The following is a 13,563-nucleotide window of genomic DNA, read 5'->3' as shown; positions in this document are numbered from 1 at the left end:
CAAGCGCCTCAGCGTGCCTCGGCGCGCTCTTCCTCGCGGGCCGAGGCGCCGCGCTCATGACCGTGATCGTCGCGCTCGCCACGCCGCCGATGCAGGCGGCGCCGTGCCCCCTTCTCCAGCTCCACCGAGAGGAAGATCGCCACGGCGACGGCGAGGATCGCCAGCCAGTGCGCGAGCCCCAGGGCGGCGCTGCCGAACACCCGTTGCATGATCGGCAGGTAGGTCCAGCCGAGCTGCAGGACCATCACCAGGGCGATAGCGATCCATACCGGGCGGCTGCCGAAGAGCCCGCTGAAAGAGAGGCTGCTGCGGTGCAGGAAGCGGCTGTTGATCAGGTAGGCCGCGGAGCCGGTGACCAGCATGTTGACGGCCGCGGTGCGGGCCAGTTCGAGGCTCGTGCCCTGGCCGTTGAAGAGCCACGAGAAGACCCCGAACACCCCGAGTAGCAGCAGCACCGAGACGAACACCACCCGCCACAGCAGGAAGAGGTCGAGCAGCGGGGCGGTCGGGTCGCGGGGGCGCCGGCGCATCAGGTCTCGCTCGCCGGACTCGAAGGCCAGGGCGAGGCCGAGGGTCACCGCGACCACCATATTGACCCACAGCGCCTGCAGTGGGGTGGCCGGCAGCACGCTGCCGGCCAGTACGGCGATCAGGATGGCCAGGCCCTGGGCGCCGTTGGTGGGCAGCAGGAAGGTGATGGTCTTGCGGATGTTGTCGTAGACCTTACGGCCCTCGCGGATGGCGCCGACGATGGTGGCGAAGTTGTCGTCGGCCAGCACCATCTCGGCGGCCTCCTTGGCCGCCTCGGTGCCCTGGATGCCCATGGCCACGCCCACGTCGGCGCGCTTGAGCGCCGGGCCGTCGTTGACGCCGTCGCCGGTCATGGCGCAGACGCCGCCGCGGGCCTGCATGGCGGTGACCAGGCGCAGCTTGTGCTCCGGGGAGGCGCGGGCATAGACGTCGACATCGAGGATGACCTCCTCGAGCTCGGCGTCGGACATCGCCTCGATCTCCCGCCCGGAGATCGCCCGCTCGGTGTGCAGGAAGCCGAGCTGCCTGGCGATAGCCTGGGCGGTGACGGCATGATCGCCGGTTACCATCACCGGGCGGATGCCGGCGGCGAGGCAGTCTTTCACCGCGGCCACGGCCTCGTCCCGGGGCGGGTCCTGCAGCCCCACCAGCCCCAGCAGCACCAGGCCGTCCGCGGCATGTTCATCGGTCAGCTCATCGACGCCCTCGGCCCGCTTCTCGGCCAGGGCCAGCACACGAAGCCCCTGGGCCGACAGCGCGTGGAGGTGCGCCTGCCACTCGGCGGGGTCCAGCGCGACGTCCCCGGCCGCGGTGCGCACTCGGTGGCAGCGTTCCAGCAGGCGGTCCGGGGCGCCCTTGACCAGCAGCCACGGCTCGCCGTCCATCTCGTGGAGGGTGGCCATGTACTGGCGTTCGGACTCGAAGGGGATGGCGTCATGGCGGTCGTGATGGCCGCGCAGTTCGCCGGCCTCGAGGCCGGCCTTGGCGGCGGCCACCACCAGGGCGCCCTCGGTGGGGTCGCCGTGGATGCGCCAACGACCCTCGTCCCGGGCGAGTTCGGCGTCGTTGCACAGCACGCCGACCTCGAGGAAGTGGCCTAGGGCCGGGTGGTCGTCGAGGTCGAGGGGCTCATCGAGCGCCTCGCCGTCGCACACCCGGTGGAACGCGCCCTCGGGCGCGAAGCCGGTACCCTCGAGCCGAAACTCGCCCTCGGGCAGGCGGATCGCCCGGGCGGTCATCTCGTTGCGGGTCAGGGTGCCGGTCTTGTCGGAGAAGATGGTGGAGATCGAGCCCAGGGTCTCCACCGCGGGCAGGCGGCGGATGATGGCGTTCTTTCGCGCCATGGTCTGAACCCCCAGCGCCAGGCCGATGGTGACGATGGCCGGCATGCCCTCGGGGATGGCCGCCACGGCCAGTCCTACCGCGGCCATGAACATCTCGCCGAGGGGCTCGCCATGCACCAGTACCCCGAAGGCCGCGGTCAGCACCGCCATCACCGTGATGATCAGCGCCAGGACGCGTCCGGCCCGGTCGAGCTGGCGCAGCAGCGGCGTCCTGAGCGTCTCGACCCCGCGCAGCAGCTCGGAGATGCGCCCGATCTCGGTGCGCTCGCCGGTCGCCACCACCAGCCCCCGGGCGCTGCCCTGGACCACCAGGGTGCCGGCATAGGCCATCGAGCTGCGCTCGGCCAGCTCGCTCTGTGCGTCCACCGCGCCGATCGCCTTGTCCACCGGGGTGGACTCCCCGGTCAGCGCCGCCTCCTCGTCGCGAAGCCGCTTGGCCTCGAGCAGGCGCAGGTCGGCGGGCACCCGATCGCCGCTCTCCAGCAGCACGACGTCGCCGGGCACCAGCGCCTCGGCGTCGACCTCCTGGCGTCGGCCGTCGCGCAGCACCTGGGCGCGCGGCGAGAGCATGTCGCGGATGCTGTCCAGCGCCTGCTCGGCCTTGCCCTCCTGGAGGAAGCCGATCAGCGCGATGATCAGCACCACCCCGGCGATGGCGACGGCGTCCAGCACATGGCCAAGCCCCAGACTCGCCACCGCGGCGACCAGCAGGATCAGCATCAGCAGGTTGTTGAACTGGGCCAGCAGGCGCCGCCAGGCGGGCCGGCCATGTCCCTGCTGGAGCCGGTTCGGACCGTGTTGTGCCAGGCGGTCGCGGGCGTCATCTTCGGAGAGCCCATCCTGGGTGGCGTCAAGCTCCGCCAGCGCCTCTTCGGGCGAGAGGCCATGCCAGTGGCGGTCGTGGGCGGGAGTGTGACGGGTCATCCCTGTCCTCCTTGCGTCGGCGTGAGGGCGCTTCCCTGACAGGTGTACCACACTCCATGCTGCAGTGCGGTATTTGCGGTTAGCCAGCAGGGCTTTCGTAATGACCTTCGCATGAGCTTTCTGGCAGGGCGTGCCCGAGGGCGGGAATCGCTTACCTCGAGATGGCACAATGGCGCCATTTCCCAGGAGACCCGCCATGACCTCCGCCATGCTCCCCGACCCGGCCTGCCTCTGCGGCAGCCAACGGCCCCTGGCCGACTGCTGCGGCCGCTATCATCGAGGCGAGGCGGCCCCGAGCCCCGAGGCGCTGATGCGCTCGCGCTACAGCGCCTTCGCCCTCGATCTCACCGACTACCTGCGCGAGACCTGGCACTCGAGCACCCGGCCGGCGAGCCTGTCGGGCGACGACGCCACCCGCTGGTGGCGCCTGGAGATCCTCGACCACGACGAGCAGGGCGACCGTGGCCACGTGCAGTTTCGCGCCACTTTCCAGGAGGGGCGGCGCTGGGGCGTGCTGGAGGAGGCCTCGCGCTTCGTGCGGGAGGACGGGCGCTGGTACTACTTCGACGGCGAGCCCTCGGTGACCCGGCTCAAGCCCGGCCGCAACGACGCCTGCCCGTGCGGCAGCGGGCGCAAGTTCAAGGCCTGCTGCGGCCTCGGCTGATGGCAACGGGCGCCGCGACTGGCCGCCGGGCGGGGCAGCCCTTACACTGCCCGGGCCAGCGGCCGTGTCGCCACGGCCTTCGTTCCCTTCTTCCAGCAGCCCGGTAGTGATCCCATGGCCCAAGACCTCTCGAAGCGCATCAACAAGTACATCCGCGAGAGTGGCATGTGCTCCCGACGGGATGCGGACCGCTACATCGAGCAGGGCAACGTCACCATCGACGGCCGGCGCGCCACCACCGGCGACCAGGTCTTCCCGGGTAGCGTGGTCAAGGTCAACGGCCAGGTGGTCGAGCCCCTGGAGGAAGAGGACCTGGTGTTCATCGCGCTGAACAAGCCGGTCGGGATCGTCAGCACCACGGAGTCCAGCGAGAAGGCCAACATCGTCGACTTCGTCAAGCACGGCGCGCGCATCTTCCCCATCGGTCGCCTGGACAAGGACTCCCAGGGCCTGATCTTCCTGACCAACAACGGCGACCTGGTCAACCGTATCCTGCGTGCGAACAACCACCACGAGAAGGAGTACCTGGTCACCGTCAACAAGCCCATCACCGACGACTTCCTGGCCGGGATGAGCGATGGCGTGCGGATCCTCGGTGAGACCACTAAGCCCTGCCGGGTGGTCAAGGAGTCGCGCTTCGTGTTCAACATCACCCTGGTGCAGGGGTTGAACCGTCAGATACGGCGCATGTGCGAGGTGTTCGGCTATGAGGTGGTCAAGCTCGAGCGCATTCGCATCATGAACGTCTCGCTCAAGGGGCTGGCGTTGGGTGACTGGCGCGACCTGACGCAAGACGAGGTGGCCACGATCCTGGCCCAGACCGAGCACTCCTCTTCCCAGACCCAGACACCGGCCAAGACCAAGGCCAGGACCCCGAGCAAGAACGGCGGCGGCAGGGCGAAGCCGGCCGGCGCCGGCAAGGACGCCAAGCGCGGTGGGCCCGCCAAGGCTGGGGCATCGGCCAAGCGAAGCGCGCCCGCCAAGGGCGCCAAGCCGGCCAGGAGCGGAGCGGGCAAGGCTGGGGGTGGCGAGGGGAGAGCGCCGGCCAAGGGAGCCAAGGCCGCCGCCGGCAAGGCGCCTCCCCGTCAGGCCAAGGGCGGCAAGCCGGCGCCCGGCGGTCGCAAGGTCAAGAGCAAGGCCGCGGCGCAGCCGTCCCGCGCGGCCGGCCAGCGCCAGAAGCCCGGCAATGCGGCGCGCAAGGCGCGGGGCAAGAAGTAACCACGAGCATCGCCCCCGTGCGATCAGGAGAACGTCATGAACGATGAGCGACTCCAGAGCCCTGCCACGGCGCGCAATCGCCAGCCGATCCTCGAGGTGCTGAAGGCAGTGCTGCCAGAGCGCGCTCGGGTGCTGGAGGTGGCCAGCGGCAGCGGCGAGCATGCCGTCCACTTCGCGGGCGCAATGCCGGGCTGGTGCTGGCAGCCCAGCGACCCGAGCCCCCATGCGCGCCGCTCGATCGAGGCCTGGCGCGCACACGCCGGCCTTGCCAACCTGCTCCCGCCCCTGGCGCTGGACGTGACCGTGCTCTGCCCGGCCGATCCCGTCGATGCCGTCGTGGCCATCAACCTCCTGCATATCGCGCCCTGGGCGGTCGGCGAGGCGCTGCTCGACTGCGCCGGGCATCGCTTGCCCTCCGGCGGCGTGCTCTTCCTCTACGGCCCCTTCAAGCGCGACTGGCAGCACACGGCGCCCAGCAATGCGGCCTTCGATGCCGACCTGCGCCAGCGCGACCCGCGCTTCGGCATCCGCGACCTGGAAACGGTCGTCGAGGCCGCCGCGGAGTGCGACCTGGTGCTCGAGCGGGTGGTGGAGATGCCCGCCAACAACCTGTGCCTGGCCTTCCGCCGGGCCTAGCCCCGGGCCTTGCGTCAGGACCTGGCCCGAGCGCGGCGGGAAGGCGGGAAGAAGCGCTACTCCGGGAGCTCGCCTGGCACGCGGTAGCGCACGCCCTCTGCCTGGCGCTCCTGGCGCGTGGTCGTCTCGTCCTCGGCGGGCACGCCCCACACGGTCTCCCGGCGGCCATCCTCCCAAGTGTAGGTGGTGCAGCCGGCCAGCAGGCCGAGGGCGAGGATGGCGGTGAGGAGATGCGTTCGAGGCATCACGGGGTTCTCCTTGGCGCGAGGCGTGCCGGCTCTGCTAGTTGTGTCACCCCACCACGTTGATCAGGCCGAAGTGGGTCGGGTCGGTGCCCGACGAGGAAGGCGGCGCGCGACTTGGCGAGCCCCTCGGCCTCCGGATGGCCGAGGTTGATCAGGTGGCTGCCGTGGGGAAGGATCTGGTCGGGGCCGAAGCCATGGGCGTCGCAGGCCGCGCGAAAGTCCTCGACGATCTCGTCGGCCAGCGGCTTGGCCTTCCACTGGCGCTGGTTCTTGGTGAACAGGGCGAAGGCGTCGGCGCCGATTGCAACGGCCCGCTCGACCGTCTTGTCGACCCCGCCCGCCGCGCTGACGTGTGTGCCGAGATAGTGCATGGGCTTTCCCCTCACCGGTTAGATCAGTGACGCATGATGAAGGGGAGTCTACCTCAGCGCGGCGTGGCGGGGGATGGTCGGGGGCTGGGCGAATGGCGCGTCAGCGGTCGCTGGTCGAGGTCTTCCGGCGCGCCTTCGGATGATCGGAGGAGGGGTCGCCAGAGGAGGTCTCGGAACCGTCTTCGTGATGGATGATCAGCACGGTCTGCTGGTTGAAGCTGACGCGTCGGCCGTAAGCCTCGGCGGCCTGCTTGGTGGCAAAATGACGGCTGGCGCGCTGTCCGCCGTGCCGATGGACGCTCCAGCCCCCTTCGGGGTTGGGTGCCACGTGATGCGTCGATGAAGGCATGACTCTCGTCCCTCCTGTGCGGTGGGCGCTGTCGAGATGGCGCATCCATCAGTATAGCGCTTGCTGGGTCGCGGATGGGCCCGAGGAAGGGGTGAGTGCGTCATGCGCTTGCCTTCCGGCGACCTCCCCGTGCGCGCCTGGTGTCGCTCACACGAAGTCGGAATCCTGCGTGCGGACGGTGAGCGACTGTTCCTCTCCGGGGACCGTCACGGCGAATTCGCCACCGCCCAGATGGGTGACCGCGTGGCCCTCGCGAGTGCGGAAGGAGGGCAGGCCGCTTCCGGTCGCCCCGGCGTGCTGCAGATCGGAGAGATCGCGGACGCTGACGAACATGTCGATGAAGTATTCGTTGCCGGCCTCATCGAAGGCCAGGATGGTTCTTTCGTGCTCGGACACGGCGATGCCTCGCGTTGGGATATCTGCCGGTCAGTCTAGCCGCGGAGCGGCTTGCGATGCGAGGGGGAGGCTCGCCCCGTGATCACCTGCCGCACAACGAGTATCCTCGTCGCCGTGGACACGCATGCCGGTCGCGCGCCCCGTTTCGCAGGGGGCTGATCGTTCGAAAGGAGTCGCCATTTGCGTCTGGACTACCATGGGCTGCTGCCTGAAGCCGTCGGCTTCCTGCTGCTGCCGCGCTTCTCGATGATGGCCTTCTTCTCGGCCGTCGAGCCGCTGCGCATCGCCAATCGGATCGCGGCGCGACCGCTGTTCGACTGGCAGCTGATCAGCGAGGACGGGGCGCCGGTCACCGCCTCCAACGGCATGACGTTGCTCGCCGATCGCGCCATCGGCGAGGTGCATCATCTGCCGTCGCTGGCGGTGTGCAGCGGCTTCGGCCCCGAGGACACCCTGAGTCGCCCGTTGATGGCCTGGCTGCATCGCCTGGATCAGGCCGGCTGCGTGCTGGGCGGCCTCGATACCGGCGGCTTCCTGTTGGCCGAGGCGGGCCTGCTCGCGGGCGAGCGGGTCACGCTGCACTGGGAGAGCCTGCCGGCCTTCCAGGAGCGCTTCCCGGCCATCGAGACCTCCGACGAGCTCTTCGAGCTGGGCAAGCGGCGCTTCTCCTGCGCCGGCGGCACGGCCGCCATGGACATGGTGCTGGAGGTGATCGCCCGTCGGCACGGCTCGCGCCTGGCCATCGACGTCTCGGAGCAGCTGATCCACGAGCGTATTCGCACCCGGCGCGACCAGCAGCGCATGTCGCTGGCCCGGCGCCTCGGGGTGCATCACCGTCGGCTGGTCGAGGCGGTCGCGCTGATGGAGCGCCATCAGGAGGCGCCGCTGTCGCTCGCCGAAGTGGCCAGTCGCAGCGGGGTGTCGCTGCGCCAGCTACAGCGTCTCTTCGAGCAGCATCTCGATAGCTCGCCCCGGGCGTGGTACCTGAAGCTACGCCTCGAGCGCGCCCGCCACCTGCTCGTGGAGACGGACATGGAGGTGCTCTCGGTGGGGCTGGCCTGCGGTTTCACCTCCGCTTCCAGCTTCGCCCGCGCCTTCAAGGCACACTTCGGCGTCTCGCCCCGGATGGCCCGCCGCCAGTGAGCGCCATCGGCAAGCGCGTCGGCATGGCGGGCACTCGAAGCGGTTGAGGGCGGGGCGCTGGTTCAACCTTCACCCGTCACGTACTCGAGCGACTCCAGCGAGTCGGTGCCGGTGACGATCGCCTCCAGCTCGTCGCAGAAGGCGGTGAAGGCGTCGCTGGAGGCGCCCGGCGTGCGGTGCAGTTCGATCTCGACGTAGCCCAGTGCTGGCAGGCCCTCGAGGTCGCCGACGATGCGACAGCCCTCGGGAATGCTGCGTGGCGTCTTCACCGTGGCCGCGAGACCGGCCTGGACCGGCAGGTTGATGCCAGTGGGCGACTGGCTGGCGTAGCGCACGTCCCAGCGGCGCTCCGAGGCACCCAGTGCTGCGAAGGCGTGGGCGCGAAAGGTGCAGCCCTCGGGGTTCAGCGCCAGCGGCAGGGTCTCCCAGTCGTCGATCGAGCGGCCCTCGGCCACCACCCAGACCATCTGCTCGCGTCCCAGCAGCCGGCCGGTGTGGGTGGGACCGTGGCGCACCACCAGGGCGACGTCGAGCAGCCCCTCCTGGAAGTCATTGACCAGCGAGCCGCTGATGCCGCACATCACTTCCAGGCGCACCTCGGGGAAGCGGGCGGCGAAGCGTGGCAGCAGCTCCGGCAGGTAGGTGCTGGCCTGCTCCTCCGAGGTGCCCAGGCGAATCAGCTCGCCTTGGCGATCCACCCCCATCACCTGGCGCGCCTCGTCCTGCAGCTTGAGGATATGCCGGGCGTAGGGCAGCAGGCGGCCCCCCGACGTGGTCAGCACCACGCTGCGGCTGGTGCGCTCGAAGAGCATTTCGCCCATCTGATCCTCGAGTCGCTTGATCTGCAGGCTGACCGCCGACTGGGTGCGGTGCAGTACCTTGCCGGCGGCGCTGAAGCCTTCGCACTCGGCCACCGTGACGAAGGCGCGAAGCAGGTCGGTGTCCATGATCTATGAGCCTTTGCAATGCATTTCATCTTAACCATTCATTTCTATTATCGAACTCTGCTCACTACCCTGTCCACACGTTATTGGAACAAGTCAGGAGCAGATCCCCATGCAAGGCAACGCCATGCAGGAAGAAGACACCTCACTTCACGGCCTGATCGACCTGGAGCGCTACCCGATCCACCACCTCGACAGCGAGCGTGGCCGCGAGATGATCGCCGAGTGCCGCCGCCAGCTCGGCCATGATGGCTGCGTGGTGCTCAAGGGCTTCGTGCCGGATGAGGCGCTGGCGCGTCTGGAACGCGAGACCGAGCGGCTCTCGCCGGAGGCGCACTACAACCAGACCGAGACCAATCCCTACAACAGCGCCGGCGACCCGAGCCTGCCGGCCAGCCACCCCAAGAATCGCTTCGACGATCGCACCAACGGCTTCGTCGCCGGCGACCGTATCGACGACGACACCATTATTCGTCGGGTCTATCAGCACCAGGGCTTCCAGCGCTTCATCGCCAGTGTGGTGGAACAAGAGGAGATCCATCCCTACGCCGATCCGCTGGCGGGCCTGGTGATCAACGTGCTGCGCGAGGGCTGCCAGCACCCCTGGCACTACGATACCAACGAATTCATCGTCACCATGATGACCCGCCAGTCCCACGGCGGCGGGCGCTTCGAGTATGCCCCCGGCATCCGCAGCCCCGAGGGCGAGAACTTCGACGAGGTCGAGCGGGTGATCGACGGCGATCGCTCGCGGCTCAAGTCGCTGGACCTGCAGCCCGGCGACCTGCAGGTCTTCTTCGGTCGCTACTCGCTGCACCGGGTCACCCCGGTGGAGGGCGACAAGGAGCGCCACACGGTGATCTTCGCCTACGCCAAGGAGCCCGGCTTCATCGGCCGCCCCGAGCGCGCCCAGCGCATCTTCGGGCGCATGGCCCCTGTCCACGAGCGCCTGCTCGAGGAAGGGATGGAGCGCAGTGACAGCCTGGCCGATTGACCTCGGCGCTCGCGGCGCCGCTTACCCGGCGCCGCTTGAGACAGACCCCGACGCGAGCCCCACAAGAGAGACCCTGACATGAGCATCGTCGATTTCGAGAAGTTGACCGACCACGAGCCGGACCAGATTCCGGTGATCCCCTCGCCCCCCATGGCCAACGGCGACTGCATCCCCACCGCCTTCGACCCCAAGCAGCTGCGCGCCGGGCGCCTCGAGCGCCTGCGCGCCATGATGGCCGAGCAGGGCTACGCCGCGGTGGTGCTGTTCGACCCCTATAACCAGCGCTACGCCACCGGCTCGCGCAACATGTTCGGCTACTTCCTGCGCAATTCCACCCGCTACATCTACGTGCCGCTCGACGGCCCGGTGATCCTCTTCGAATACCCGGGCAGCGCCCACGTCTCGACCTGGCTCGAGACCATCGACGAGGCGCGCACCTCCAAGGTGGTGTGGTCGGCGGTCAACCAGCGCGACAACCTGTCGTCCGACCCCTTCGGCATCGAGATCGCCGAGCTGATCGAGGAGCACGGTCGCGGCAACAAGAAGATCGGCCTGGACCGCTGCTCCCTGAACCTCGCCCGCTCGCTGGAGGCCCAGGGGCTCGAGGTCTTCGATTGCATGCAGGACACCCTGCACTGCCGGCGCATCAAGACCCCGGAGGAGATCGCCTGCCTGGCCCAGTCCATGGCCGGTGCCGAGGCCGCCGTGGCCGAGGTGGAGGCCGCCATCAAGCCCGGCGTCACCGAGAACGACCTGTTCGCCACCCTGTACGGCAACATCATCAAGCAGGGCGGCGAGTTCATCGAGACACGCCTGCTCTCGTCGGGCCCGCGCACCAACCCCTGGTTCAACGAGGCGAGCGACCGGGTGATCCGCCCCGGCGAGTTGGTGGCGCTGGATACCGATACCATCGGCTGTCACGGCTACTACTCCGACTTCTCGCGCACCTTCCACGTCGGCCCGGGCAAGCCGAGCGCCTACCAGAAGAGCCTCTACCGCATGGCTTACGACCAGGTGCATCACAACATGGGCATCCTGAAACCGGGCATGAGCTACCGCGAGATCGCCGAGAGTGCCTGGAAGATCCCCGAGCGCTTCCTCGATCGCCGCTACCCGTCGATCATCCACGGCGTGGGCATGCATGGCGAGACGCCGCTGGTTGCCCACCACATGGACTTCGACCGCTTCTCCAAGGACGGCGTCCTCGAGCCCGGCATGGTCGTCTCCGTGGAGAGCTACATCGGTGAGGTCGGCGCCGCCGACGGCGTGAAGCTGGAGGAGGAGGTGCTGGTCACCGAGACCGGTATCGAGAAGCTCTCGCGCTATCCGTTCGACGAGGCGCTGTTCGACCGGGAGGTCTGAGACGACTGCCTTTATCTGGGCCCTAGCAGGCAGGGACCTCCGACGACACGACGACTCAAGGGCGCTGTAAATCCATCCATGGACGCTACTTTTGACGTCCATGGTCAAAAGACCCTTTCGTCGTCTTGCCTCCGGGCCCCTTTCCTCGGGCCTCTGGGAGCACAGCATAAGCGGGCGGTGTGATCGCCCGATTTTCCGATTGATAAAGAGAGACCCCATGACTGACGTGAACCACTGGATCGCCGGCGACCGCGTGGCCGGCGAGCGCAGGATCGACGTGTTCAACCCGGCGAGCGGCGAGGCGATCCGCCGCGTCGCCCTGGGCGATGCTGCCACCGTGGAGCGCGCCATCGCCGCCGCCCGCGAGGCCCAGCCGACTTGGCGCGATCTGCCGCCGGCCAAGCGCGCCCAGGTGATGTTCCGCTTCAAGATGCTGCTCGAGCGCGACGCCGACGAGATCTGCCAACTGGTCGCCGAGGAGCACGGCAAGGTGCTCGAGGACGCCATGGGCGAACTCAAGCGCGGCATCGAGAACGTCGAGTACGCCTGCGGCGTGGCGGAACTTCTGAAGGGCGAGTACTCCCACAACGCCGGCCCCGGCATCGATACCTGGTCCAACCACCAGCCGCTGGGTATCGTCGCCGGCATCACGCCGTTCAACTTCCCGGCCATGGTGCCGCTGTGGATGTATCCCATGGCCATCGCCTGCGGCAACGCCTTCATCCTCAAGCCCTCCGAGCAGGTGCCCTCGGCCACCATCAAGATGGCCGAGCTGCTCGATGAGGCGGGCCTGCCGCGGGGCCTCTTCAACGTGGTGCACGGCGACCGCGAGGCCGTCGAAGCGCTGATCGACGCCCCTGACGTTCGTGCGCTCTCCTTCGTCGGCTCCACCCCGGTGGCCAAGGCCATCTACCGGCGCGGCGCCGAGAACGGCAAGCGGGTGCAGGCCCTGGGCGGGGCCAAGAACCACGCCGTGGTGCTGCCCGACGCCGACCTCGACAACGCCGCCAGCACCCTGATCGGCGCCGCCTTCGGCAGCGCCGGTGAGCGCTGCATGGCGATCTCCGTGGCCGTCTGCGTGGGCCACGACACCGCCGATGCCCTGGTCGGCAAGCTCGCCGACGAGGCCCGCACGCTCAAGATCGGCCCGGGCACCGAGCGCGGCCTCGACATGGGCGCGCTGGTCAACGCCGCCCATCGCGACAAGGTCGCCGGCTACATCGAGCAGGGCGCCGCCGCCGGCGCGGAGCTGGTGGTCGACGGCCGCACCCACCCGCTGGTCGAAGAATCAAAGGGCTACTTCCTCGGCGCCTCCCTGTTCGACCGGGTGACCCCGGAGATGGGCATCTATCGCGACGAGATCTTCGGCCCGGTGCTCTGCGTGGTGCGCGTCGATACCTTCGAGGAGGCCATCGCACTGATCAACGCCCACCAGTACGGCAACGGCACCTGCGTGTTCACCCGCGACGGCGAGGCCGCGCGCCGCTTCGCCGACGCCATCGAGGTCGGCATGGTCGGCATCAACGTGCCGCTGCCGGTGCCGGTGGCCTTCCACAGTTTCGGCGGCTGGAAGGAATCGCTGTTCGGCGACCTGCACGCCTATGGCCCGGATGCCGTGCGCTTCTACACCCGCCGCAAGGCCGTCTCCCAGCGCTGGCCCGAGCGCAGCGCCCAGGAGCGCGCCCAGTTCAGCTTCCCGTCCTGAGCGAGCTGATCGGCTGATTGTGGCCGAGCATCACGCCCGCCCCGGCCCAGCCGGGGTGGGCGTTTTTGTGGTGCGCCAGGCATGGCACGCAGCGCCGTTCAGGCGCTATCCGGTCAACCGTGGTGGTTGGCTGGATGACTTGGGGTGAGAGTCCCCTACGGACCCTGATAGCGGGAGCCATTAGCTGAACAGCAAGGGTGTCCGTCGCGAGGCGGAATCTGAAGGAAGCTGTAGGCAAACTCCTGGCCCGACGAACAGGAGCCGCATACGAGGCAGTCCCATCTGGGTGAGAGGGCCATGACACTCGAACCCCAATAGCTATCCAGATGATGTGGAAGTAGATGCGGCGGGTAGATGGGAGGAAGGTCGCGCGTCTTGCCCTGGAGACCCGTTCGCCTGCCATTGGCTACCGGCACCGTGAGGTCTCGGGATGGGCGAACAGGAGTCAGCAGAGGCCATAGTAGGCTCTCTAACCAAGAGCTGGAGGGCTGAACCTGTCACGAGTGGATAGTTGACCGCTCTCTGCTGTGTACGAGCAGAAGCCTCCCCCCGGAGGGCTCTCGCTAACTGTATGGCGGGCCGGAAGCCCAAAGACTGTCGAAGCGCTCAGAGCACCCAGGGGGCGAATTCAGCGGAACGAAGCTTAGTCCAATAGTGGATGACAGGAACCGCCGTGGTACGGATCCGTATGCCCGGTGGTGTGAGAGGACGGGGGAGGCAACTCCCCCTCCTACTCGA

The 13,563-nt window shown here is 68.5% G+C and carries 12 protein-coding genes and 1 pseudogene; 7 read left to right on the top strand and 6 right to left on the bottom strand.

The window, feature by feature from the left end; translation table 11 throughout:
• Positions 1 to 8: 8 nt before the first annotated feature.
• Positions 9 to 2,798, bottom strand: coding sequence for a cation-translocating P-type ATPase (locus FEI13_RS03555; RefSeq protein WP_138179607.1), 2,790 nt, complete (start codon positions 2,796 to 2,798; stop codon positions 9 to 11).
• Positions 2,799 to 2,994: 196 nt separating this feature from the next.
• On the opposite strand from FEI13_RS03555, the gene FEI13_RS03550 reads away from it, so the two are divergent.
• From FEI13_RS03550 to FEI13_RS03540, 3 genes are all read left to right on the top strand, one after another.
• On the top strand, positions 2,995 to 3,462 hold the full coding sequence (locus FEI13_RS03550; RefSeq protein WP_138179605.1) for a YchJ family protein: 468 nt from the start codon (positions 2,995 to 2,997) through the stop codon (positions 3,460 to 3,462).
• A gap of 114 nt (positions 3,463 to 3,576) precedes the next feature.
• Positions 3,577 to 4,680 (top strand): 23S rRNA pseudouridine(2604) synthase RluF, encoded by a 1,104-nt coding sequence (gene rluF / locus FEI13_RS03545; RefSeq protein ID WP_138179603.1) that lies wholly within the window; start codon positions 3,577 to 3,579, stop codon positions 4,678 to 4,680.
• Positions 4,681 to 4,716: 36 nt separating this feature from the next.
• The gene (locus FEI13_RS03540; protein ID WP_138179601.1) at positions 4,717 to 5,316 is read left to right on the top strand and encodes a DUF938 domain-containing protein; all 600 of its coding nucleotides are present in this window, start codon (positions 4,717 to 4,719) and stop codon (positions 5,314 to 5,316) included.
• A gap of 56 nt (positions 5,317 to 5,372) precedes the next feature.
• Here the strand turns inward: FEI13_RS03540 and FEI13_RS03535 are convergent, their stop codons facing one another.
• From FEI13_RS03535 to FEI13_RS03520, 4 genes and pseudogenes are all read right to left on the bottom strand, one after another.
• Entirely contained in the window at positions 5,373 to 5,561 is a 189-nt protein-coding gene (locus tag FEI13_RS03535) for a hypothetical protein (RefSeq protein ID WP_138179599.1), read from the bottom strand.
• Between the two features lie 95 nt (positions 5,562 to 5,656).
• Positions 5,657 to 5,932, bottom strand: a pseudogene (locus FEI13_RS03530) (TIM barrel protein); the annotation flags it as partial.
• Between the two features lie 100 nt (positions 5,933 to 6,032).
• Positions 6,033 to 6,281 (bottom strand): DUF2188 domain-containing protein, encoded by a 249-nt coding sequence (locus tag FEI13_RS03525; protein WP_138179597.1) that lies wholly within the window; start codon positions 6,279 to 6,281, stop codon positions 6,033 to 6,035.
• A 147-nt stretch (positions 6,282 to 6,428) separates the two neighbouring features.
• Positions 6,429 to 6,677, bottom strand: coding sequence for a hypothetical protein (locus FEI13_RS03520; RefSeq protein WP_138179595.1), 249 nt, complete (start codon positions 6,675 to 6,677; stop codon positions 6,429 to 6,431).
• A 180-nt stretch (positions 6,678 to 6,857) separates the two neighbouring features.
• Here FEI13_RS03520 and FEI13_RS03515 point away from each other — a divergent pair, with 180 nt between their 5' ends.
• Positions 6,858 to 7,820, top strand: a complete 963-nt coding sequence (locus FEI13_RS03515; protein ID WP_138179593.1) for a GlxA family transcriptional regulator — start codon at positions 6,858 to 6,860, stop codon at positions 7,818 to 7,820.
• Positions 7,821 to 7,882: 62 nt separating this feature from the next.
• On the opposite strand, the gene FEI13_RS03510 is transcribed toward FEI13_RS03515, so the two are convergent.
• Positions 7,883 to 8,767 carry a LysR family transcriptional regulator gene (locus FEI13_RS03510; protein WP_138179591.1) on the bottom strand — a complete coding sequence of 295 codons (885 nt, stop codon included), beginning with the start codon at positions 8,765 to 8,767 and terminating at the stop codon, positions 7,883 to 7,885.
• 109 nt (positions 8,768 to 8,876) lie between these two features.
• Here FEI13_RS03510 and FEI13_RS03505 point away from each other — a divergent pair, with 109 nt between their 5' ends.
• The 3 genes from FEI13_RS03505 to FEI13_RS03495 all read left to right on the top strand — a co-directional run bounded on the left by FEI13_RS03505 (position 8,877) and on the right by FEI13_RS03495 (position 12,825).
• Complete coding sequence (locus FEI13_RS03505) at positions 8,877 to 9,758, top strand: HalD/BesD family halogenase (protein ID WP_138179589.1); 882 nt, start codon at positions 8,877 to 8,879, stop codon at positions 9,756 to 9,758.
• Positions 9,759 to 9,836: 78 nt separating this feature from the next.
• A complete protein-coding gene (locus tag FEI13_RS03500) occupies positions 9,837 to 11,120 on the top strand; it encodes a M24 family metallopeptidase (protein ID WP_138179588.1) in 1,284 nt (427 codons plus the stop codon).
• A 217-nt stretch (positions 11,121 to 11,337) separates the two neighbouring features.
• The gene (locus FEI13_RS03495; RefSeq protein WP_138179586.1) at positions 11,338 to 12,825 is read left to right on the top strand and encodes a CoA-acylating methylmalonate-semialdehyde dehydrogenase; all 1,488 of its coding nucleotides are present in this window, start codon (positions 11,338 to 11,340) and stop codon (positions 12,823 to 12,825) included.
• The last annotated feature ends 738 nt before the right edge of the window (positions 12,826 to 13,563 follow it).

It is taken from the genome of Halomonas urmiana (assembly GCF_005780185.1).
Lineage (GTDB): Bacteria > Pseudomonadota > Gammaproteobacteria > Pseudomonadales > Halomonadaceae > Halomonas > Halomonas urmiana.
Note: the sequence above shows the minus strand (reverse complement) of the source record. Positions and strands in the feature narration are given on the sequence as shown.